This is a genomic window from Mesorhizobium sp. M0909 (assembly GCF_040319515.1).
Lineage (GTDB): Bacteria > Pseudomonadota > Alphaproteobacteria > Rhizobiales > Rhizobiaceae > Mesorhizobium.
Genome location: NZ_JAMYOA010000003.1, coordinates 346,616 through 368,533, shown reverse-complemented (window position 1 = coordinate 368,533; position 21,918 = coordinate 346,616). Strand labels below are relative to the sequence as shown.

Sequence of the window (21,918 nt, the reverse complement as noted above, 5' to 3'; positions counted from 1 at the left end):
TTGCGGCCAAGATGCGCTAGGCCGCACGCAACGGCCTCTCCAGCCGATTTGCGCCAACAAATTTTATCAGGATGGAAACCCGTGAAGGTCATCGCCAGCTCCTTGCGTAAAGGCAACGTCGTCGAAAAGGACGGCAAGCTTTATGTGATCCTCTTTGCCGAAAACATTCATCCTGGCAAGGGTACGCCGGTCACCCAGCTCGACATGCGGCGCATCTCCGACGGGGTAAAGGTTTCCGAGCGTTATCGCACCACAGAGCAGGTCGAGCGCGCCTATGTCGAGGAGCGCGAGCACACGTTCCTCTATCGCGACGGCGAAGGCTTTCACTTCATGAACCCGGAGACCTATGATCAGGTCGCGGTGCCGGAAAGCGTGGTCGGCGACATGGCGCCTTATCTGGTGGAAGGGATGCCGGTACAGATCTCGCAATACAACAACATCGCCATCTCGCTGGTGCTGCCGCAGCGCGCCACTTTCGAGGTGGTCGAGACCGAGCCGGTGACCAAGGGCCAAACGGCATCCTCATCCTACAAGCCGGCAACGCTGTCCAACGGCGTGCGCACCCTGGTGCCACCACACATCAGCGCCGGCACCCGCGTGGTGGTGATGACGGCCGATGGCGCCTATGTCGAGCGCGCGAAGGATTGAGGCGTGAAGCTCGCCGAAAGCGTCGCGGCGGCCGGTCATCGTCTACCGCTTTGTGCCAGGGGCTTTCGAGTATTGGGACGCTGCACGCAGACCGAAGCGTCAACGCCCCAGCCAGTTCTTTCCTATTGCACGACGCCAGCGGGCAATCTGTGAGCCTCGAGCAATGCCGACCGTCCCTTTCGCCAGGTGCCAGGTGGAATGCCGACGAACTTTTTGAAGGCGCGATTGAAGGCGGCTTCCGACTCGTAGCCGACCTCGGCACCCGCCTGCGCGATGCTCATTCCGGGCCGTTCGAGCAGACGTCCCGCCAGTTGCAGACGCCAGCGAGCAAGATAGTGCATCGGCGAAACCCCGACATAGTGGGTAAAGCGGCTCGCAAACGCCGTGCGTGAGAGCCCCACTTCGCGGGCGAGCCGGTCCAATGTCCATTCCTCCCTGGGGCGAGCGTGAATAAGCCGGAGCGCCTCGCCGACATGTGGATCCCGTAGGCCTGACAGCCAGCCGCGCGAATCGTCGGGGAGGGTCTCGAGATGGCGGCGGATGATCTCGACAAACATCAGCTCGCTCAGCTTGGCAAGGATCGTTTCACAGCCCGCCCGCCCACTGCCACCTTCTGCCAGCGCCAGCCGAAAAAGGTCGATAACCCAGCTGCTTCCATCGGCGGGCTTGCGGGCACACAGGATGGCCGGCAATGCGGCGAGGAGAGGATTGAAGGGACGCGCATCGCACCCAAGATACCCGCAAATGAACCGGGTCCGCTCGTCTCCCCCGCCCCCATGGATGACCGCGAACGGCAGGCTCTCGTCTATCGGCCGATAATACATCGCCATATTGGGTTCGCCCCGCGCCCCGGGTGAGGAGCTCAAGACGTTCGGAACACCACCGGGGAAGACAACGACATCACCGGCGTTCACCAGCACCGGGGGCACCGAATCGTCTGCCAGCGCGGCCCAGCACGACCCCGACATCACGGCATGAAAAGAGATGATGTGCTCTGCCTCCGGCATGACAGCGGCGGCAATGTCGGCAGTGCCCGGCGACTCGCCAACCCAGGGAGAACTGGCGTCGACGTCGAAATAGATCGCACCGGTGAGGCGAACAGCCCGGAGCACATCGGAAAGGACATCCATGCACTACACCTCCGGAAACGATCGGCTACCCCCTTTGACAACGAGTTTTTCCGCCAGGCATCTCGAACTATCCGGCAATATGGCCGCCCGAGCAACCATCCATCCGGTCTAATCCTACTCTGAACGATCGGGCAACGGAAATGGACGATGTGACATTTGCGGGAACAGCGGACGGGATTAGCGTTTCATCGGCCGGCCGACAGGTCCAATAACAGGGAGGAATGTCATGAACGATGAAGACATCACCAAATTCGCAGCAAGCCTGCGGGGCGAAGTCATCCGCGCCGGCGACGCCGGCTATGATGAGGCCCGCAAGCTCTACAACGGCATGATCGACAAGCGGCCGCTGATCATCGCCCGCTGTGTCGACGTCGCCGACGTGATCACAGCGGTGAATTTCGGCCGCGACAACAATTTGCTGGTTGCGGTACGTGGCGGCGGCCATAACGGACCAGGATTGGGGAGTTGCGACGACGGTCTGGTGATCGACCTGTCGGCGATGAACGGTGTGCGCGTCGATCCGGATGCCCGTACGGCGCGGGTAGGCCCGGGCTGCACTCAGGGCGACGTCGACCATGCCACCCATGCCTTTGGCCTAGCCGTACCGGCGGGCATCATCTCGACCACCGGGGTCGCCGGACTGACGCTGAGCGGCGGCCACGGCTATCTGACGCGCAAATATGGCCTGACCATCGACAATCTGGTCGAAGCCGATGTCGTGCTTGCCGATGGAAGCTTCGTCACCGCAAGCAAGGAGCGGAACCCCAACCTGTTCTGGGCGCTTCGCGGCGGCGGCGGCAATTTTGGCATCGTCACCAGCTTTGTGTTCAAGCTCCACCAGGTCAGCATGGTCTTTGCGGGGCCGATCGCATGGGATCAGCGCCACGCCCGCACCATCATGCAGCATTATCGCGAGTTCCTGCCGAATGCGCCCGAAGAACTTGGGATCTTTCTTGGGCTCAAGACCGTCCTCTCGAGCGCACCCTTCCCGGAAGAGTTTTGGGGAAAGCGGATGTGTCTGCTGATGTGCTGCTACAACGGCCCGGAGGAAAAAGGCAGAGAGGCGCTGGCCCCGCTGCTCGATGCGCTGCCCGCGCCCTGGTTCAACTGGATGGGAACGATGCCCTATCCCGCGGTGCAGAGCATGTTCGATGGGCTCTACCCGAAGGGGATGCAGTGGTACTGGCGGGGCGATTTCGTCAAGACGCTGTCCGACGAGGCGATCGAGGCCCATCTCGAGCAGGCGGCGAAGACGCCGAGCGAGCTATCGCTCATGCACCTCTACCCTATCGATGGCGCGGTCCATCGCGTCGGCAAAGACGAGACACCCTGGAATTGCCGGAATGCGACCTGGTCGATGGTCATCGCCGGGATCGATCCGGACCCACAGAAAGCCGGGCCGGTGACCCGCTGGACCAAGGCCTACTGGGAGGCCGTGCATCCGTTCGATCTGGGTGGCGCCTACCTGAACTTCATGATGGATGACGAGGGCGAAGGAAGGCTCAAGGCGGCTTATGGCGACAATTATGAGCGCCTGGCTACGCTGAAGAAGAAATACGACCCAAACAACCTCTTCCGGGTGAACCAAAACATCCGGCCGGCTGCTTGACGGCGGCGGCGGCCGGCCAGATCAGCCTCCGCACTGAAGCGCGTCGCGCTGAAACGGGTTCAGTCGACGCGCTTAAGCCCGCTGGGTATTTCGTCGAATCCAGTCAAGCTGTTCGACACGATAGTTCGAATCCCGATACCGCGCCGGTGTACTGGGCCCTTGAGAATCCTTCAGCCTTCGGCAACATGGCGGCAAGGCTGAGAGCATGAGGATGAGCAAGGTCATTTCCGCCGCATCACGGCGTTCGCCACGCAAGACACCGATGGCGCTGACCGAGGCGCTGGTCGCCCGCACCTTGCGTGCGGTCGAGGATGCCGGGCCGACACCGGGCATGGTCTACATGACCGATGCCGATTACGCGCGCATTCGCGACGAGGTGTTGGCCGGCGCGCCGGCCGGGCCGTTGAAGCTGTTCGCCTATGGCTCGCTGCTGTGGAAGCCGGCCGGCGAGGTCAGGGGTGGCGAACGGGCCGTGGCGACGGGCTGGCACCGTTCGTTCTGTTTTACGGTGCAGCGCTTCAGGGGCACCGTCGAGCAGCCCGGCCTGATGATGGCGCTCGACCGCGGCGGCCAATGCCAGGGCATGGTGTTCGAGATCGCCGAGCCCGTGGCGGCCAATCTCGAAGCGCTGCTGCGCCGCGAGATGACCATCCTGCCCTCCGTCAACCTGCCGCGCTGGCTGCAGGTCAGGACAGCCGACGGCATGGGCCAAGCGCTTGGTTTCGTTGTCGATCGCGCCAATCCGCGCTATGCCGGCAAACTCGACAAGCGAGCGATAGCGGCGACCCTGGCCAACGCCGTCGGCCATTGGGGTTCGGGCGCCGAATATCTGTTCGAGACCATTCGCCATCTCGACGCCTGTGGCATCCGCGACCGCAATCTCTGGCAGCTGCAGGAACTTGTGGCCGAGGAGATCGGTCGGGCGCTGCCGCCGGGCTTCATTCGTCCCTGAGCCAGACCAGCATCTCGCCGGGGTCGCGGTTGTCCCAGGCGAAATACGGCACGGCGGTGAGCTTCGCGTCCTCCACCGCCGGCGGTTCGGTGCGGTAGAGCCCCTCTTCCCAGTTTTCGAAAGCCTCCTTTTTGGCGATCGCCGAAAGTGTCACGACGCCGCCCAGAAGGTTCGGCTGCTGATGCGCCTCGATGTCGGCCGTGCGCGGCAGGGCGATGCGGTGCAGCTGGCTGGAATTGTCGGTCTCCTCGACGCAATAGATCAGCGGGCCGCGCGCCAGTGCGACACGGCCGATATCCTGCCGCACCTGCGGGTTGGCGTATAGACGGTCGACCGCCATCTCGAGATCGAGCTCGACGCGGTCGCCTTTGCGCCATTCGCGGCGGACCGCGGCATAACCGTCGCTGGTGACAGTAGCCAGATCGACATCGGCGTCGTTCACCTTGAGCGTTGCCTTGCGGCACCAGCCCGGCAGGCGCAGATGCAAGGTGAACGCGGTCGGCGCTTCCGGTTCGACGGAGATCGAGACCGCACCGTCCCAGGGATAGTTGCTGGTCTGGGTCAGCTCTATTTGCCGGCCGGCGATATCGAAACGAGCCGTGCCGTTTCCATAGAGATGGACGGCGAGTGCGTCGTCCGACAGGCCATAGAAATAGCTGCCGATCGAGGCGACCATGCGCCCGACATTGGGCGGGCAGCACGGGCAGCGGTGCCATTTCCAGCGGTGGTGGGCGCCGCGGCTCTCCAGCGGATTTTCGTAGAAGAACAGCGAGCCGTCGAGCGACAGGCCCGAGATCGAGCCGTTGTAGAGCGCCCGCTCCATGATGTCGGCGTAGCGCGCATTGGGACCCATGCCGAGCATGCGGCTCGCCCAGAACACCAGGCCGACCGAAGCACAGGTCTCGGCATAGGCGGTGTCGTTGGGTAGGTCGTAGTCGGCGGTGAAACCCTCATTGTGCGAGGACGGCCCGAGGCCGCCGGTGACGTAGAGGTTCTTGGTCATGAGATCGTCCCACAGCCGGTCGAGCGCCACCCGCAGCGTGTCGTCGCCATATTCGGTGGCGATGTCGGCCATCCCCGAATAGAGATACATCGCCCGCACCGCATGGCCGACGACCTTGTCCTGCTCGCGTACCGGTTTATGCGACTGGTTGTATTCGTAGGTCTTGAAATGATACGCCTTCGGGTCGGCGCCGCGGGCCCGCGCCTCCTCGTCGAAATAATGCGGCTGCTGGCCGCGCTGGTCGATGAAGTATCTGGCAAGCTCCATATATTTGCGCTCGCCGGTCACCCGCGCCAGCTTGACCAGCGCCAGCTCGATCTCCTCATGGCCGCAATAGCCCTTCTTCTTGCCGGGCTCGGGACCGAACGTCTCGGCGATGTGGTCAACGTAGCGGCACATGATGTCGAGCAGCTTGCGTTTGCCGGTGGCCTGGTAATAGGCGACCGCGCCTTCGATCAGGTGGCCGGCGCAATAGAGCTCGTGGCAGTCGCGCAGATTGGTCCAGCGCAGGCCGGGCTGGATGCGCTGGTACCAGCTCGACAGATAGCCGTCGGGCTGCTGCAGCTTGCCGTACATATCGATGACGGCGTCGATCTTCTTCTCCAGCTCTTCGTTGCGGCGGCGGTAGAGCGAATAGGCGGCGGTCTCGATGGTCTTGCCCCAATCCGAATCCCAGAACATCTGCGTCGTCACCGTCGAGCCGGTGAACTCGTTGCCGGCGGTGGCGGCCTCGTCCGGCGAGGGTGAGTGGAACGGGATGACGACGCCCGGCGATGGCCGGTCCGGATCGATCTGCTCGAGCATGCGCGCCTCGACGCAGCGGTCGTAAAGGATGCCGGCGGTCTTCGAGGCGACGGCATCGACGCGGTCGCCCCAGAAGCCGCGCACGTCGACCTGCGGCACCGGCAGCGGGCGGAAGGCGAGTTTCGGCTTGGCGCCCTGACTGGCGGATTGCGATGCGGTCATCAATTCACTCCGGTTCGGTTCGATTGGTCACTTCACGGCCCCTGCCATCAGGCCGCGGATGTAGAAGCGCTGCAGCAGCAGGAAGAGCACGAGGCACGGCACCATCATCACGGTGACGCCGGCCTGCACGGCACCCCAGTCGATGGCGCCGAAGCGGCCGGACTGGAGTGCGGTCATCATGATCGGCAGCGTGAATTTGGACTGGTCTGTCATCAGCACGAGGGCCGCCAGAAACTCGTTCCAGGCGCCGAGGAAGGCGAACAGCGCGATGGTCACGATGCCCGGCCAGACCAGCGGCAGCATCACCCTCAAGAGCATGGTGACATTGTTGGCGCCGCCCATGCGCGCGGCCTCCTCGATCTGGCGCGGCACCGCGTCGAAGGCGTTGCGCATCATGAAGATCGAGAACGGCAGCTGCAGCGTGACATAGACGCAGACCAGCCCGGTCAGCGTGTTGTGCAGGCCGATTTTTGTCAGCACCAGGAAGATCGGCGTCAGGATCGACTGGAACGGGATCATGATCGTCGACAGGATGACGACGAAGAGCAGGTTCTTCAGCGGAAAACGGAAGCGCGAGAAACCGTAGCCGGCGAGCACGCTGACGATCACCGACAGCACCACGGTCATGACCGAGACGTAGATGCTGTTTTGCGCCGGCAGCCAGAGGCCATCGCCGAAGGTGTTGAGCGTGGCGTAGTTCTCGAGCGAGATGCCGCTGGTCGGCCAGGGCGGCACCGGCGGCTGGCGCGCTTCCTGTGCCGGCTTGAAGGCCGAAAGCACCGTCCAGGCGATCGGCGCCAGGAACAGAATGGACGCGAGAATGCCGGTCGAGTGCTCGGCAATCTGCATGCCGATGCGGCGTTTGCGGCTCCTTGCCTGCGCCATCAGTCGACCCCCTCGGGCTGGCGCAGCAGCCGCAGCTGGATGAGGCTGAGCGCCACCAGGATGACCAGCAGGACCATCGAAAGTGCCGCGCCATAGCCGAGCTTGAACGACACGAAGGACTGGTTGAAGATCCAGTAGACGGCGGTCAGCGTCTGGTTGCGCGGGCCGCCGCGCAGGATGATGTAGAACTGGTCGAAGGCGAGGATCGAGCCGGCCACCGATAGGATCAGCGCCAGCGCCAGCGTGCGGCGCATCAAGGGCAAGGTAATCGCCCGGAACCGCGCGAATGGCCCTGCCCCGTCGATCATCGCCGCTTCCTGCAGATCCGGCGGGATCGATTGCAGGCCGGTCATCAGGATGATCATGGTAAAGCCCGCCACCTTCCACACCACCATGGCGATGATCGACCAGAAGGCCGGCTGGAAGGTCGCCAAAAGGTTGAATTTCTTCTCGGTCAGGCCAAGCTCGAAGGCGGCCGGGCTGAACAGGCCGGAATCGACATTGAGCAGCCAGGACCACAAAAGGCTGGCCGAGGCGAAGCCGATGACCGCCGGCATGAAGAATGACGTGCGGTAGAAGCCCGTCAGCTGCCGCGGCTTTTCGATGAACAGCGCCAGCGGAAAGGCGACGGCGAAGATCGCGATCGTCACCACCACCGTGTAGTAGCCGGTGAACTTCAGCGCGGTCCAGAAGCGGGTGTCGCGCAGGATCGCCCAGTAATTGTCGAGGCCGATAAAGCTGTGCGCGCCCATCAGCGGCCAGTTGTGCAGCGACATCCAGGCCGTCATGCAAAGCGGGACGATGAAGAAGACGACGACAAGGGCAACGGCCGGCGCGACATAGAGCAGGCCGATCCACTGCCGGCGGCCGGCGCCAACGAGTTTGCGGGGGCGCGTCGAGGCGGAGATTGCTGTGATGGTGGTCATGGCTGGCCGCTCGCCTTCCCTTCTCCCCTTGTGGGAGAAGGTGGATCGGCGCGCAGCGCCGAGACCGATGAGGGGTGTTGGAAGGATCGCCGTGGGTGCCAAGCTGGAGCACCCCCCATCCGTCGCCTTCGGCGACACCTTCTCTCATAAGGGGAGAAGGGGGAGCCAGCATTGCAACGGCGTACTGTGATGGTGCTCATGCCTGTTGTTCCATTGGCGGGACGTCCCCCTCCCCCTCGAGGGGAGGGTCCGGCCGAAGGCCGGGGGTGGGGTCCTCCGCGAAGCGCGCCGACATCAAAAGAGCGTCGAGCACTGCCGCGATGACCCCACCCGGACCTGCGGTCCGACCTCCCCTCGAGGGGGAGGTGGGCGCCGGCGCTTTACTTCTGCGGCGCCGAATCGATGATCGACTGCATGGTCTCCTGCGCATTGGCGATGGCGCCGTCGACGTCTTCGCCGAAGAAGACCTCGTTCATCATCTGGTTCCACGGACCGTTGGCCGAGTTGATCAGGTCGTTGAACACCACCGAATAGGGCGTGCGGCCCTTGGCCATCGCTTCGGCGGCAACCTTGTAGCGCGGGTCGAGGTCTTTCAGCGCCTCATTGGCGATGTCGCCGCGCACCGGCAGGCTGCCGTATTTCGCCAGGATGGTCTGGCCCTCGAGCGAATAGGCGAAATCGAGGAACTCCTTCACCACCGCGACCTTGGTGGTGCCCTTGGTGACGACGAAATTGTCGCCGCCGGCAAACGACGACCAGCCGCCGTCCTTGCCGGGCAGGAAGGTGATGCCGTAGTCGATGTCGGGATATTGCGTGTTCAGCGCGCCGATGGCGAAGGCGCCGGACGGCGAGATGCCGATATTGCCGGTGGCGAAGGCGGCAAAGAAGTTGGAGCCGGTGTCGGTCTGCGCGCCTGAAGGCACCAGGTCCTTCTTGACCATCGAACGGTAGAGGTCGATGGCGCCGCGCATCTGCGGCGTGTCCAGCGTCGCCTTGGAGCCGTCCTCCGTCAGGATGTCGCCGCCCGAGGCCCAGATCAGCGGCGTGAAGGTGAAGATGTTGCAGCCACCGCAATTGCCGGAGAAATAGAAGCCCTTGATGTCGCCGCCGAGCGCGTTGACCTTTTCGGCGTCAGCTTCGATCTCGGCCCAGTTGGTCGGGCCCTTTTCCGGGTCGAGGCCGGCCTGCTTGAACAGCTTCTTGTTCCAGATCAGCACCGAGGAATCGGCCGAGAACGGCAGCCCGTAGATGCGGCCCTTATAGGTCCCGGTCTTGACATGCGCCGGCGACAGGCTGGCGAAATAGGGCAGCGATTTCGCCCAGTCGGTGATGTCCTCCAGCTGGCCGGCGGCGGCGAAGGACGGCGTGTAGATCAGGTCGAGCGACAGCGCGTCGGGTGCGGTGCCGCCAGCAGCCGCAGCGCCGTATTTCGGGATGATTTCGGCATTGGGGATGATGTCCAGCTTGATCTGGTTCTGATGCCCCTTGTTGAAGGCATCGACGATGCGCGGCATGAAGTTCGAGCCGTCGGCGCGAACCCAGATGTTGGCGGTGTCGGCGGCGGCCGGACCGACTGTTGCCAGCGTGCCGAAAATGCTCGCGGCGATGGCGAGCCCGGTAATGGTGGTTCTCATGCTTCTCCTCCACATGGTTTTAACTCGGCCGCGCCCCAGCGCTTTGCAATCGACACGGCCCGTTTCGTTTCAGCCGTCCGGCGGACGGCCGCATGACTGACGCACCACCAGCCGGCACGGCAGTTTTCTGATGCCCGGCACAGCGGGTTCGCCGCCGACGAGCGACAGCAGGGCAAGGCCGGCCTCGCGGCCAAGTGCTGCGAGATTCATGTCGACCGAGGTCAGCGGCGGGCGGGTCGCCTCGGCGACGATCTGCCAATTGTCGAAGCCGATGACGCCGACTTCGTCAGGCACGCCGATACCGCGCTCGCGCAAGGCGTCGATGACGCCGCGCGCGATCTGGTCGTTGCCGCAAAACACCGCATCCGGTTTTTCGCGCGTGCCGTCAAACCCCTCGCGGTCGAACAGCGTCTTGACCGCCTCATGCCCCCAGGCCTCCGACCAGTGGCCAAGCAGCGGCTCCATGACCGGCAAGCCGTTCTCGGCCAGCACCGCGCGATAGGCCTCGGCGCGGGCATGCACCACGGCAAAACTCGCCGGACCACTGACATGGGCGATGCGCCGCCGCCCGAGCCGACAAAAGTGCTCGACCGCCAGCCGCGCCCCGCCGGCATCGTCGGACACGAAAGCGATGGCGTTTGGATCGGGCTCGGTAAAGGCATAGATCGCCGGAATGCCGAGATTGGCGAGATCGACCGGCAGGTGGCGGTCGATGCGCTTGCCGGTGGCGATGATGCCGTCGACGCGCTTGTCGAGCATGGCATCGACATGCAGCTGGGCAAGGCGCGGGTCGTCCTCGACATTGCACAAAAACACCGAGACGCCGGCATCGACCAGCGCATCGGAAACGCCGGCCATCAGCGGCAGCGAAAAGCGGCCATAGGTGTCGTTGGTCAACAGCCCGACGGTAAAGGAGCGCCGCCTGAGCAGGCTCTGCGCCAGGCTGTTCGGGCGAAAGCCAAGCCGCTGCGCCGTCTCACGAATCCGGGTCCGCGTCTCGGCCGTCATCCGTCCCTGCCCGTTCAGCGCCTTGGACGCCGTGGCAACGCTGACGCCGGCAATTGCCGCCACCTCACGCAAGGTGACGGGCTGCTTGGCGGGCGTTGGCTGGACGTCGGACGCCATGATTTGGATATGATCCTCCCAGGTGGGAAAAGCTTTTCTCTTATCGTCCGGCGGAGTGCTGAATGGTGAGGTCAGCGGATGCGAGGCGAGTTGGGAAAAGGTTTTCTCAAGGGAGAGATTAGGACGAAGGATGTGGGATGGCAAGGGGGGGGAATGGCCGCTCAGCGGCACCGCGATGGAATGATCGCGGTGCCGTAGTCTACGCGCAAGGCTAGCAACTGTCAGTCTGCGGATCGCACGCCTTGTTTTCCTTTTTCTGCGGCTTGGGCTTGGCCGCCTGCTCGGGCTCGGCTTGCTGCTGCTCGGCGGGCTGCTCCTTGGCTTTCTGCTTTTCAGGCTTGGCCGCCTGTTCCGGCTCGACCTGCTGCTGCTCGGCGGCGGGCTGCTTCCTGGTCTTCGGCTTCTCAGGCTTGGCCGCCTGCTCAGGCTCAGCCTGCTGCTCAGCGGCGGGCTGCTTCCTGGTCTTCTGCTTCTCAGGCTTGGCCGCCTGCTCCGGCTCGGTCTGTTGCTGCTCGGCGGCGGGCTGCTTCTTGGTCTTCGGCTTCTCAGGCTTGGCCGTCTGTTCCGGCTCGGCCTGTTGCTGCTCGGCGGCGGGCTGCTTCTTGGTCTTCTGCTTCTCAGGCTTGGCCGCCTGTTCCGGCTCGCCCTGCTGCTGCTCGGCGGCGGGCTGCTCGCCGGCCTTCGGCTTCTCAGGCTTGGCGGTTTCTTCGGGCTTGGCCTGCTCGGTCGTTGCAGCGCCTTCGGTCGGCTTCGATTTGCGGCCAGCCTGAACCTGCTTCACCTCCTCGATGTCTTTGAGCTTGGCTGGTTTGGCCTTAGGGTCGGCTTTCACCTCGCCCTCAAAGACAGCGACCGTATCGTTTTCCAGTTTGCCGGACTGCTCGGGCGCGTCGGTCTTGCTGACCTTGACGGCAGTCACCTTCTGGTTCGTCTCCTTTTCGATCACATCGACATCAATGACTTTGTTGATCACGACGTTGTTCTGGATCGTCACGTCGCCAGCCGGCTCGGCCGCCTCGACGATGCGCACAAACTCCGGCTCATCACGGATGACGACGGTAGAAACGTCCGCGGCAAGGAATTCGCGGGTGGGAACCACAACCCAGTAATAATCCGGCGTCGTGTCGAAGGTCACCTCGATTGAAATCAGATCCGGATCACGGCGCGGCGGCAGCGGAGCCCAAATCATGTGCTCCCTGTCACGACGCCAACTCACCCATGCTGGCGCCCAGCGAGTGCCCGGAACCCAATACCAGCCGATATCGTCGGCATAGCCCCACCGGCCGTAATGGTACGTCGCCCAGCCGAATGGCTCGTCGGATACCCAGAGCCAGCCATACTGCTCGGTGTAGACCCAATGTCCAAGCGTATACGGACGCCAATCGTCAGGCACATCAACCGGCACGAAAACGGTCGCTCCGTGATACGAGACCCAATCGCCATAGGAAGACAGGTCTTCGTAGAATGTGCTGATCGAAACGGTGGTGGCAGCCCTTGCCTCTGACACAAGCGACAATGGCGCAATTGGGTTGGGAATCTCGACAACCGTGAGCAGGCAGGCGGCGCCGAGCATCAGTCGCACCGCACGTTGGGCAAGGACGCGTTTCATCGTAATCTTCCTCCGAAACAGATCGCCCTTCATCGTACAAACCCGCCGGCTGCCTGATTGTTCCATTTTGCCGATGTTACCCGCGTCCGCTCCCGCAGCGGCTTGGCATCGCACCATGACATTTGGGATCAGAGTTGCTTCATGAAGGCGGTGACCGTCACAAATGCGCGCCGAAGGCGCTGCGATAGGTCGTTGGTCAGCGGGCCCGACGGAAAGGGAGCCGCCTGAGCAGGCTCTGCGCCAGGCCGTTCGGGCGAAAGCCAAGCCGCTGCGCCGTCTCGCGAATCCAACTCCGCGGCGCGGCCGTCATCCGGCCCTGCCCGTTCAGCGCTTTTGAGGCGGTGGCAGCGCTCACGCCGGCGATGGCCGCCACCTCACGGAGGGTGACGGGAGGCCTGGCGGAGACGGGCGTTGGCTGGCGCGTCGGACCCATGATTTGGATATCGATCCTCCCAAGTGGGAAAAGCTTTTCTCTTACCGGCCTGCGATGCGCTGAATGGTGAAGTCAGCGGATGCCGCAGAGTTGGGAAAAGGTTTTCTCAGGGGGAAAGGGGAATGATGGCGGATGGCAAGGGGGCAGGTTGCGCGACCCGTCTGGGGCGGAATATGCGTCTATTGAACGAACGACGCTTTCACGCGCCACCAATCCGGAGAAGAAACCAGAGTTCGCCATTCTCCTCACCAGACGAGATCAGCCCATGATGATCGGTTCTGGCGAAATGCGGGATGTCGATTTTGGCCATGGGGTCCGTGCATCTGACCAGCATGGTGCACCCCCGCATCAATGTCTTCGCCGCTCGCCTAGCCTTCAGCACAGGGATAGGACAATTTAAGCCGCGCGTATCTACTTCGGTGGTGGTGGACAGCGGCGAAACTGTAGTGGAACAGTTCATATCATCGCCTCCACATCCGTTAAACTAAGAAAGAACCCATGCGCTCGTTCCAGCTCTTCGCCGGGACGCTTTATAAGCATGTCGCCCTTGCCGAGAAGATCTTCGGCCCCAGTTTCGTCAAGAATGATCTGCGATTCTGTACTCTTCTGGACCGTAAGCGCGATGCGGGACGGAATGTTGCTGCGAATGAGGCCGCTGAACGTCTTGGCGTCAGGTCTTTGAGTTGCCAGCACTAGATGAATACCTGCCGCCCGGGCGGCTTGAGCGAGCCGTACGATCTTCGACTCAACGGTCCGATCCTGAATGATAAGATCGGCTAGTTCATCGATGAACGCCACAATAAACGGAAATCCGCCTGCTTTCCGGCGTGCATCTAACACATTATTCACGCCCAGAGCTTTGAGCTGGACGTAGCGCTGTCCATCTCGATGACTAAGGCATCAATCGCATTACGGGCTTGGTTTACGCCGGACGCGACTTCGTTGTTCCAGAGGTATTTGCTGCCTTCATAAACCGCAAACTCTACCTGCTTGGGATCTATAAGACAAAGTTTCAGTGTGTCCGGCGTGTGGCGCGTGATCAGCGAAACTATTAGGACATGCATGCATACACTTTTACCCTGTCCGGTCGCTCCACCAACAAGCAGATGCGGTGCGGTGGCGAGATCAAAGTGGACGTTCTGACCCGTAACGCCCTGGCCGGGGAATACTTCCAGCGTGCTGTCTTTGCGCGGTATTGAATCGAGCGCCGCTTCGAGATCCTTGCGCCCGGCATTGATCCACGTCGTTCTTGGGCGCGGAATGTCAAGAGCAAGCGTGTTGGCCTCATCGGAAGTGCCAAGCGTGGGCATCATGTTTTGTAGATTCAGGGCGAGAGCCAGCCGCTCTAGCCCTTTTCGAAGCTTGTCAAGCTGATTGACGTCCCGCAACAGCACTTTGTAGCGCGACACGCGCGGCCCATGCACGACGCCTTTGACGTCAGCGCTCACGCCAATATCGGAGAGAGCCTTTATCAGTAGCTTGGAAATATCCTCCGTTGCGGCGGCCGGAACCATATCTCCGAGTGCGCGTACGCCATTGTCAGCGCGCGTATCGGGCAGATCGGAACGTCGTTTCAGTAAGATCCCGATGAAGGCATCATAATCCTCATTCACGTCTTTCCAGTCATTCATCAGAAGGCTGGCGCCGCGATGCCAATGCCGCCGAACAGCAGTTCTAAAACTATCCATGCTGTCGAAAGACCCACCGCCATGAATCGATGCATGTGTGGCTAGGAGACCGACCCACGTCGTCACGTCGACCTGGGTAAAGAGCGAGGTGGCTGGGATTTCAAGCCCCTTTGCGTCAACAGTGTCATCTGGTAGCGCTCCTGCAGCCAGCGACCGCCCAATGGCCAGCCGGGCGACATTGGCCTTGGTAGAAAGGGCAAGTCCTTCCATCAGCGCCTTTGTTTTTGCATCGGCCTCGGCACTAGTCCGGAAACGCGATGACATAATTTGCTGGACCGTGAGCGTTGTCATTCGGCCGCTTCCACAAAATAGCGATCCTCGCGGGCGCTAGTGCGCCCTACGCCGTCACCTACATCCATGTGCTCCAGAAGGTATGTCTTCGAAACGTGTCTGGCGATCCGGCGATGAAACTCAGGGTCAATTTCTTTGTCCTGGCTCAAAAGAATTACCTGGCGGGTTGCATCATTCGTCCAAAATTGCAGAATGTTGTGGCGGTGGCGGCTGTCGAGCCTGCCCAATGGGGTATCCACCACAAGCGGCGCATTGATGCCAGACACTTTAGCGAGGCCCGCGATCAGAGCCGTCGCAAATATCTGGTTCTCTCCAGCAGACCGGTCGAAAGTTATGGCCTTGCCGGACTTTCCCAATATCTTGGACGTGCCATCGTTGGCGATGACAATGCGCGAGACTTGATCCTTGTGCGCAAGCTGCCGGTAGACCTGGGTCATGGAACTGCCGAGTTCCTTAACCTTTAGGGGGAAAAGAGCCGGGACCAGGTCCTCGATCACAGCTCGGATGCGTTCCGACTTTGTGATGATCGATCTGAGCGGTGAGGACTCATCGAGCTTCTTCTTCTCTCTTTCAAAATCCGCGCGCTGCCGGACGATATCCGTCTCGAGCGCCGTCTTCCGGCGCTCCTCAGTACGAATGTCCTCGTCGCATTTTTCAATCCTCTGCTGAACAGCCTTTAACTCCTGGGTCAGAGCCGCAAGCGTTCCGTCGCGGTCAATGCCTTCCAACTTCGAGATCTTACGGCCGAGGTCATCGATACGCTGGGTGAGATGTCCGTGCTCGGACAACAGGTCCTGCACCTCGCGGTGGCTGACCGCGATCGAATCAAGAAATTCAAGCGTCTTAGTCCGGTCGGTGGGAGATAAATACGAATGAACGATTCTGTCTGCGCAATCATCGGGTGGGGGGTAGAACAGCGCGCCCCACGCAGCGTCGATGCGCGCATTGAGCGCGGCCCCCTGGCTGTCGGACAACGGGGGATCGATCGAAGGGAGCACCTGTCGGTCGAGTGCTGTACGGAATTCGTTTTTCCGTGGTTCAAGTGCCTGCTTCTCACCTTCCCACTTGAAGTAACGCACCTCAGCTTCGAGTTGGTGGCGCATCGTCTCCAATATGGACTTTGAGGCCAGATGAAACGGCAGACGACCGGAAAGGATCTCTTCTTGCGCACGTAAATTCTCGCGCTGGGCATTCCGGAACTGTTCACGCTCCTCGACCAATTCTTTATAAGTCGCGGTGTCCCCTCCGCCGCCGCCGGCGGACGTCACGCGCTCCAAAATTGACTGGAACTCGGCCGTGAGAAGCCGTTTCTGCTCCTTGGCGGTTTCGATCTGCTGAACGACTTCCCGTTCCAGCCTTTCATTCTCGCGCAGACTGCGCTCTAAAACCGCAAGCCGCTCTTCGTCAACGGTAACCACGCCTTGCCGCCGTGACTGCTCGAATTGCCGCAGCCGATCCGATAACGATCGCAGCAGCACCACGCCAAGCAGGCCTTCGAGTCCCTGCTTGACCTGCTCGATTCGGCTTTGATCGGCGAGCTTCTTCACTTCCTCACCGTCGAAAAAGAAAAACGGCGCGATATGCGCAGGGACGAAAAAATCGTCCAGCATGTCGGCCAGATTAAAGCCGTTCTTACCATCCGAGCGCGGCATCTCGGGCACATTCCGGGTAATCGCTCGCACAGTGGTTTCCTCGTCAGTCCAACTGCCGTTGCTTCGGAAATACCATTTGCGCGTGATCTCAATAGCTTTAAGCTTGCTACGATGTACTGTTACGCGCACCAGCATGGTGTCGCGGCCATCCCGCAGCGCCTCGCCATTGAAGGCCTTTTCGAGAAAAGTAGGATAACCCCGCACGTCGTCGGTCTTCAGGCCGGCGCGCGCGAGGTGGGCTAGGGCATCCTTGCCGTAAAGACAAAGATACAGCGCCTCCAGAATCGACGTTTTCCCATAACCATTGAGGCCGCCGATCAGGACGACATTTTTGCCATTACTTGGCTCGGGAAAAGTGAACTCCTGATGTTGATACGACTTAAAGCAGACCAGTTCGATTTTTGATACCCACATGCCCCCCCCTCTCTCCTGCCAGTCAGTCCATACGTCCCAAGATTTCTTCGATGCGGGGATATATTCCCGAGGCCCGCTCTTGGTGCTGGCGCTCACGTTGTAGACTGACCAGTTCCGTCAGCACGTCAACCGGCACGTCGTGCTGCTCACAGATGCGATCCAGCACCTCACGCGCATCCTCATCCGCCCACAAGGGCAGATCGCTAAGCGCGAGTTCGGCGGCAGCAGTTGTGTCAGACATTTGCGAGACTCCCGATTGCTTGCAATTCGTCCGCCCAAATCTGGCGGATTTGCCGAATCTCCACATCAGAGATTAGCACGCCTTCAAACTTCTGCTGTACAGCTAGCAGACGGTCAAATATTTCTTTCCTAGCCTGAATGGTGAAAGGCCCCGGAATATGTTTGCCATTAGTATCGAACGTCAAGCGGCCGTTACGCCGGAAGGCCTGACGCATGTCCGCACGGTTGCGGACCGATTTTAGCCAGTCACGAAATTCTATGAGTGGCTGATAATGCAGCATTCCCGAATCAACGAACCCCTGAAGGCTCTTGTCCTTTTCGACAACTGTACAGGTCCAGCAACCGAAGCGGCTATTGGATGTGCCGCATCCGGGTGCTTCGTCGGCCGAGAGAACAACCGGGCATTCTCCACCCTCAGAGTCTCGGTAAAGCTGAATTAGGGGTACATGATCGCCACCCCAAGGTGCGAAGTTCGTGCCGAGAATTTCCCACACATCATCGATGCTGAGGTCGATGATCGGACGGAAGATGAAAGCACCCGGCAGGCGATCATGTTCGGACAGGTGTTCGCCTCGGACATTGCGGCGGCGATCAATCGAGCGCTGGCGGCTCTGGCTTTCATCGCGGCGCACGCCCAGCACAACGATCGCTGCACCAGAGGCTGAAACCTGGCGCTTAATGTAGCCGCTGGTGGGCTGAATCTTGAGTCGGTCGGTGCACCATCGCATAGTCATGTTCGGGCTGGGGTAGCCTTTGCCGATCAAAAGAACCCAGAAAGTCTTGTCGGGGTCGGGGTGGGTGCGCGCAACCGTGATCGGCAAGCCGAGCGCGACTGCCGCATCCTCAATCTGCCGCGTTACGGTGTTCAGATGCGACATGACCAGAGGCGATTCGACAAGCGTGTCATTGGACACGATGTGAATGGGCCGGGTCCGTTGAGAAGGCGCAATTTCCAGCAGCATCTCAAAGATGGCGTGAGTTACCAGCGTACTGTCTTTGCCGCCGGAAAAGCCGACTATCCAAGGAAAGTTTTGATTCTGCGTCAGATACTCCTCTTTGATGTGCTCCAACGTATTGCGCCAGATCTCCTCTATAGAGGCTGCCGGATTGTGTTCAAGTAATGCCACGCTCATGGTTCTAAACGCTCAATTCTGACAAAAAAATGCATATTTAAGCCGCCCGTATATGGTCAGGAACTATCACAAGTGGACGTTATGCTACTCCAACCTAAGTCTATTGTTTAGGTTCGACCAGCTTTGATTGCTGACCAATTCTTACAACTGCGACCCGCTGCCACCGAATGCCAGATCTGGAGAGCAGATCTGGCGCCTCGCTGATGGCTGAAACGGCTAGTCCCTCCTTTCCTGCTGCTTGCTGAAGTTCGTCGAAGGATACAGCGTAAAGGCCTCGCTCGTCATCTGATGGTCCGAGACGCAATGTCAGGTATAGGAGGCCGTCGTCTTTTAGCAATTGGGACAGCCGTCGGATCGCATCGCCGCGTTCGGCAGTTGGGAGATGCATCCACACCGCACTCAATATGATCAGATCAAACTTCCGATCCGCCACGTCAGCACGTTTCGGAAGCTTATCCTGAAACCAAGCGATGGATGCCGAAGGATGAAGGGTCCTGGCGAGTTGCAGCATGCTCCCTGAAGGTTCGACAGCGACCACCTTGTGTCCCTGCTGGTCCATCCAGGCCGCATCACGGCCGGTGCCTGCGCCAATATCTAATACGTCGATAGGCGCCAAGTTCACAAGCCCTCGATAGAGTTCAGGATGAGCTTGTTGGAAGGAAATAGCCTCATAAGCGTCAGCTAAATCCTCCGCGCGTTTGTCGTAGTAGTTGATCGAACGCGACTTCGTAGAGTACATCTCAAACCCTGTCATGACCAGCAGCACTAGACTTAACGCTGCTGCCGCGCCGAGCACGCATTGGAACACACGCTGAACAATTTTGCGGCCCGAAAAGAGTCCATCACCCCGAATTTTTCCGTTACCCTCGGCTTTGATGTAGCCTCTTGGGTAGCTTTTCTCGAACCATTCAAGGTAGCACCCCATGATGAACCTAATTCGACTTAACGCAACAAACAGCCCAAAATTTCCGATGATAGCCAATCCAAGTAGGCAAATCTGAATAACTTTAGATGACGGAGAAGTCGAAACGCCGTACCAAAGGCCGCCTGTAAGCGTCATCGCAATGAGTGGCACTTGCCACATCAAAGTATTCAATGAACGAAAATGCTCCGCATTCTGGTTGAATGCAGCTAGAAACAAATCGTGCTCTATTTGTTCCTGACTCATATCAGCCCGCGCGAATCACCCATTTTATTCGCTAGCGTAGCCCAGTATCGCCGCTGATGCAGCGCTGGCGGTGCGTGTAAATTAATTGCAGTGTTAGAAAACAAGCGTCAGGGAGCGACCGCGTCCCGTCCTTGTTCCACCCCTTCACCACCTTCCCCCCCTCCCGTGTTACAGCTCGTCCTTGATAGCAGCGTCTTGCTGATCAGAATGTCAAGTTTTATGAAACCGAGCACGCGACGAGTTCATCAGCGTCGATGGCATCGCCGAGGTCGAGAAGCTGCCCAGCGTGACCTGGAACGATGAGATGCAAAGGTTCAAGGAAGACGAGCTTGCCGACAGCGGCGCCATGCTTTGGGGCGCTATGAGATCTTTGCCGGCTCGTGGCGCAAGGAGACCGGAGACTTCGCCGACCGGTTCAATGCGCTGCCGAAATATATCGCCTCGACGAGCTCGGCGCCGCGCCTCCCGCCGTTGATGCGATCGGCAGCCACCAGGCGGAAGGTTCTGATCCGCCCTTTCTTGCTGGCGCGGCAGGATGACGTCTTGATCCAACCACAAGCCCAAATTGCTGGATTTGGCGGCCCAGGAAGCGTAGGCTTGGTTTTTGGTTCAGCGATGGAACAGAGACTAGCCGCAATTCTGGCTGCCGATATGGCGGGCTACAGCCGGCTAATGGAGGCCGACGAATCCGGCACGCTCGCACGCCTTCGGACCCATCGCATAGAACTGGTCGATCCCGCCATCGCCAAGAACAAGGGCCGGATCATCAAGACCACCGGAGACGGCATGCTCGTTGAGTTCCAGAGCGTGACCGATGCCGTGAAATGCGCCGTGGAAATCCAACAGCGCATGAAACGGCGCAATTCGGATGTGCCGCAAGAACGGCGTATCGAATTCAGGATCGGCATAAATCTCGGCGACATCATTTTCGACGATGAGGATATTTTCGGCGACGGCGTCAATATTGCCTCGCGCATCGAGCAACTCGCCGACGTCGGCGGCATCTGCGTGACCGCAGCGGTGGCGACGCAAATTGCCGACCGTCTCGAAATTGCGATGGAGGACCTGGGCGAGAAGACGTTGAAGAACATCAGCCGCCCGGTTCGCCTCTATCGCATCGGGCTTGACAGTCCTGTCCTGCCGGAGATCGAGGCAAAGCGATCCATCTCGAAACCTTCGATAGTGGTGCTGCCATTCACCAACATGAGCGGCGACCCCGAGCAGGAATTTTTCGCGGACGGACTGACCGAGGACATCATCACCGAACTGTCCCGCCACCATGAGTTGTTCGTCATCTCGCGCAATTCCAGCTTCGTCTACAAGAACCGCGCCGTGAATGTGCGCGAGGTGGCCGAGAAACTCGACGTCCAATACCTGGTGGAGGGAAGCGTCCGCAAGATCGGCGAGAGGGTGCGCGTGACGGTTCAGCTCATCGACACGGCGAATGACGCTCATATCTGGGCAGACAAGTATGACCGGAAGCTGGTCGACATATTCGCGATTCAGGATGAGGTGACGGCGGCGATCGCAGCCACGCTGCCCGGTCGTGTCGAGGCGGCTCAGCGGGACCAGCTCGCGCGGGCGAAACCTGCAAACATGGCCGCGTATGAATGTGTGCTCGCTGCCAAGGTGCTGCATCACCGAAGCACGATTGCGGATAATGAACGCGCGCGAACCTTGATAGAGAGGGCCGTCGCGCTCGACCCCGATTATGCCCATGCCCATGCCTGGCGGGCCTGCATTCTTGGCCAGGCCTGGGTCCATAACTGGTGCGAAGACAGGGATGCCGTCTGGAACAACATTATGGCAGCGCTCGACAGGGCGCTGGCGCTAGACAACAACGATGCCGATGTCCACCGCATTCTCGCGGCAGTGAACGTGAACAACAATGAGCTGACCACAGCGCGCTACCATCAGGAACGGGCGCTGGCCCTCAATCCCAATTACGACCTCGTGGTGGTGCAGCAAGGCGAGTTATTGACGTGGCTGGGGAGACCGGAAGAGGGAATTGAATGGATCCGCAAGGCCATGCAGTTGAACCCGCACCACCCGGAGAGGTTCTGGAGCCATCTGGGAAAGGCGCATTTCGCCGCGCGCCAGTATGGCGAGGCGATCGAAGCTTTCATGCACCTGTCGACCATGGACGCGGCTCAGCACGCTTTCGCCGCTGCCTGCTACGGCTGGCTCGGCGACGAAATCGCGGCCGCGGCGCATCTGGGCAAGATCAGAACGCTCGATCCCCAATTCGACCTCGATTCATTCATCGCCACCCTGCACTATGCCCAGGAGTCCGATGTGCAGCACATCCGCGAAGGACTGCTGAAAGCCGGTATTGCCAACCTGTAGGCAGCCCGTAACGCGCACGATCGGCGATAAGCTGGACCTTAGCCACGACGAAATAGCTCGGCTCTC

16 protein-coding genes and 2 pseudogenes are annotated in these 21,918 nt (G+C 60.6%); 4 read left to right on the top strand and 14 right to left on the bottom strand.

Annotation, left to right across the window (positions count from 1 at the left end):
- Positions 1-81 precede the first annotated feature (81 nt).
- The gene (efp, locus tag NKH83_RS06435; protein ID WP_023674374.1) at positions 82-648 is read left to right on the top strand and encodes an elongation factor P; all 567 of its coding nucleotides are present in this window, start codon (positions 82-84) and stop codon (positions 646-648) included.
- Between the two features lie 122 nt (positions 649-770).
- Here efp and NKH83_RS06430 read toward each other — a convergent pair whose 3' ends face one another.
- On the bottom strand, positions 771-1,778 hold the full coding sequence (locus tag NKH83_RS06430) for an AraC family transcriptional regulator (protein ID WP_352479928.1): 1,008 nt from the start codon (positions 1,776-1,778) through the stop codon (positions 771-773).
- Between the two features lie 226 nt (positions 1,779-2,004).
- Here NKH83_RS06430 and NKH83_RS06425 point away from each other — a divergent pair, with 226 nt between their 5' ends.
- Both NKH83_RS06425 and NKH83_RS06420 read left to right on the top strand, forming a co-directional pair.
- Complete coding sequence (locus tag NKH83_RS06425; RefSeq protein ID WP_352479927.1) at positions 2,005-3,387, top strand: FAD-binding oxidoreductase; 1,383 nt, start codon at positions 2,005-2,007, stop codon at positions 3,385-3,387.
- A gap of 211 nt (positions 3,388-3,598) precedes the next feature.
- Positions 3,599-4,339: a gamma-glutamylcyclotransferase gene (locus NKH83_RS06420; protein ID WP_352479926.1), complete on the top strand. Its 741-nt coding sequence runs from the start codon at positions 3,599-3,601 to the stop codon at positions 4,337-4,339.
- Here NKH83_RS06420 and NKH83_RS06415 read toward each other — a convergent pair.
- The 13 genes and pseudogenes from NKH83_RS06415 to NKH83_RS06355 form a co-directional block, all read right to left on the bottom strand.
- The gene (locus NKH83_RS06415; protein ID WP_352479925.1) at positions 4,326-6,308 is read right to left on the bottom strand and encodes a glycoside hydrolase family 127 protein; all 1,983 of its coding nucleotides are present in this window, start codon (positions 6,306-6,308) and stop codon (positions 4,326-4,328) included. The genes NKH83_RS06420 and NKH83_RS06415 overlap by 14 nt on opposite strands.
- 27 nt (positions 6,309-6,335) lie before the next feature.
- Positions 6,336-7,193: a carbohydrate ABC transporter permease gene (locus NKH83_RS06410; protein ID WP_352802661.1), complete on the bottom strand. Its 858-nt coding sequence runs from the start codon at positions 7,191-7,193 to the stop codon at positions 6,336-6,338.
- On the bottom strand, positions 7,193-8,119 hold the full coding sequence (locus NKH83_RS06405; protein WP_352802658.1) for a carbohydrate ABC transporter permease: 927 nt from the start codon (positions 8,117-8,119) through the stop codon (positions 7,193-7,195). Before NKH83_RS06405 ends, NKH83_RS06410 begins: the two co-directional genes overlap by 1 nt.
- A 380-nt stretch (positions 8,120-8,499) precedes the next feature.
- Positions 8,500-9,753: an ABC transporter substrate-binding protein gene (locus NKH83_RS06400; protein WP_352802655.1), complete on the bottom strand. Its 1,254-nt coding sequence runs from the start codon at positions 9,751-9,753 to the stop codon at positions 8,500-8,502.
- 69 nt (positions 9,754-9,822) lie between these two features.
- Positions 9,823-10,878 (bottom strand): LacI family DNA-binding transcriptional regulator, encoded by a 1,056-nt coding sequence (locus tag NKH83_RS06395; RefSeq protein ID WP_352703319.1) that lies wholly within the window; start codon positions 10,876-10,878, stop codon positions 9,823-9,825.
- A 211-nt stretch (positions 10,879-11,089) separates the two neighbouring features.
- On the bottom strand, positions 11,090-12,487 hold the full coding sequence (locus NKH83_RS06390; protein ID WP_352802651.1) for a DUF6600 domain-containing protein: 1,398 nt from the start codon (positions 12,485-12,487) through the stop codon (positions 11,090-11,092).
- Between the two features lie 211 nt (positions 12,488-12,698).
- A pseudogene (locus NKH83_RS06385) lies at positions 12,699-12,920 on the bottom strand (LacI family DNA-binding transcriptional regulator); the annotation flags it as partial.
- A 199-nt stretch (positions 12,921-13,119) separates the two neighbouring features.
- Positions 13,120-13,380, bottom strand: coding sequence for a sulfurtransferase TusA family protein (locus NKH83_RS06380; RefSeq protein ID WP_352802648.1), 261 nt, complete (start codon positions 13,378-13,380; stop codon positions 13,120-13,122).
- Positions 13,377-14,230: pseudogene (locus tag NKH83_RS06375) on the bottom strand (FtsK/SpoIIIE domain-containing protein). The gene NKH83_RS06380 and the pseudogene NKH83_RS06375 overlap by 4 nt, the downstream one beginning before the upstream one ends.
- Before the next feature lie 665 nt (positions 14,231-14,895).
- Positions 14,896-16,965 carry a DNA sulfur modification protein DndD gene (gene dndD / locus NKH83_RS06370; RefSeq protein WP_352802647.1) on the bottom strand — a complete coding sequence of 690 codons (2,070 nt, stop codon included), beginning with the start codon at positions 16,963-16,965 and terminating at the stop codon, positions 14,896-14,898.
- A 22-nt stretch (positions 16,966-16,987) separates the two neighbouring features.
- Entirely contained in the window at positions 16,988-17,206 is a 219-nt protein-coding gene (locus tag NKH83_RS06365) for a DNA modification system-associated small protein (protein WP_352703328.1), read from the bottom strand.
- The gene (gene dndC, locus NKH83_RS06360) at positions 17,199-18,338 is read right to left on the bottom strand and encodes a DNA phosphorothioation system sulfurtransferase DndC (protein WP_352802643.1); all 1,140 of its coding nucleotides are present in this window, start codon (positions 18,336-18,338) and stop codon (positions 17,199-17,201) included. Before dndC ends, NKH83_RS06365 begins: the two co-directional genes overlap by 8 nt.
- 100 nt (positions 18,339-18,438) lie before the next feature.
- The gene (locus tag NKH83_RS06355) at positions 18,439-19,506 is read right to left on the bottom strand and encodes a class I SAM-dependent methyltransferase (protein WP_352802640.1); all 1,068 of its coding nucleotides are present in this window, start codon (positions 19,504-19,506) and stop codon (positions 18,439-18,441) included.
- A 615-nt stretch (positions 19,507-20,121) separates the two neighbouring features.
- On the opposite strand from NKH83_RS06355, the gene NKH83_RS06350 reads away from it, so the two are divergent.
- Positions 20,122-21,852, top strand: coding sequence for an adenylate/guanylate cyclase domain-containing protein (locus NKH83_RS06350; protein ID WP_352802753.1), 1,731 nt, complete (start codon positions 20,122-20,124; stop codon positions 21,850-21,852).
- Positions 21,853-21,918 lie beyond the last annotated feature (66 nt).

What these genes read in the sequence shown, in the direction of transcription:
- NKH83_RS06430 (WP_352479928.1), bottom strand. Translation starts at nt 1,778, where the DNA reads ATGGATGTCCTTTCCGATGTGCTCCGGGCTGTTCGCCTCACCGGTGCG.
- NKH83_RS06425 (WP_352479927.1), top strand. Translation starts at nt 2,005, where the DNA reads ATGAACGATGAAGACATCACCAAATTCGCAGCAAGCCTGCGGGGCGAA.
- NKH83_RS06420 (WP_352479926.1), top strand. Translation starts at nt 3,599, where the DNA reads ATGAGCAAGGTCATTTCCGCCGCATCACGGCGTTCGCCACGCAAGACA.
- NKH83_RS06415 (WP_352479925.1), bottom strand. Translation starts at nt 6,308, where the DNA reads ATGACCGCATCGCAATCCGCCAGTCAGGGCGCCAAGCCGAAACTCGCC.
- NKH83_RS06410 (WP_352802661.1), bottom strand. Translation starts at nt 7,193, where the DNA reads ATGGCGCAGGCAAGGAGCCGCAAACGCCGCATCGGCATGCAGATTGCC.
- NKH83_RS06405 (WP_352802658.1), bottom strand. Translation starts at nt 8,119, where the DNA reads ATGACCACCATCACAGCAATCTCCGCCTCGACGCGCCCCCGCAAACTC.
- NKH83_RS06400 (WP_352802655.1), bottom strand. Translation starts at nt 9,753, where the DNA reads ATGAGAACCACCATTACCGGGCTCGCCATCGCCGCGAGCATTTTCGGC.
- NKH83_RS06395 (WP_352703319.1), bottom strand. Translation starts at nt 10,878, where the DNA reads ATGGCGTCCGACGTCCAGCCAACGCCCGCCAAGCAGCCCGTCACCTTG.
- NKH83_RS06390 (WP_352802651.1), bottom strand. Translation starts at nt 12,487, where the DNA reads ATGAAACGCGTCCTTGCCCAACGTGCGGTGCGACTGATGCTCGGCGCC.
- NKH83_RS06380 (WP_352802648.1), bottom strand. Translation starts at nt 13,380, where the DNA reads ATGAACTGTTCCACTACAGTTTCGCCGCTGTCCACCACCACCGAAGTA.
- dndD (WP_352802647.1), bottom strand. Translation starts at nt 16,965, where the DNA reads ATGTGGGTATCAAAAATCGAACTGGTCTGCTTTAAGTCGTATCAACAT.
- NKH83_RS06365 (WP_352703328.1), bottom strand. Translation starts at nt 17,206, where the DNA reads ATGTCTGACACAACTGCTGCCGCCGAACTCGCGCTTAGCGATCTGCCC.
- dndC (WP_352802643.1), bottom strand. Translation starts at nt 18,338, where the DNA reads ATGAGCGTGGCATTACTTGAACACAATCCGGCAGCCTCTATAGAGGAG.
- NKH83_RS06355 (WP_352802640.1), bottom strand. Translation starts at nt 19,506, where the DNA reads ATGAGTCAGGAACAAATAGAGCACGATTTGTTTCTAGCTGCATTCAAC.
- NKH83_RS06350 (WP_352802753.1), top strand. Translation starts at nt 20,122, where the DNA reads ATGGAACAGAGACTAGCCGCAATTCTGGCTGCCGATATGGCGGGCTAC.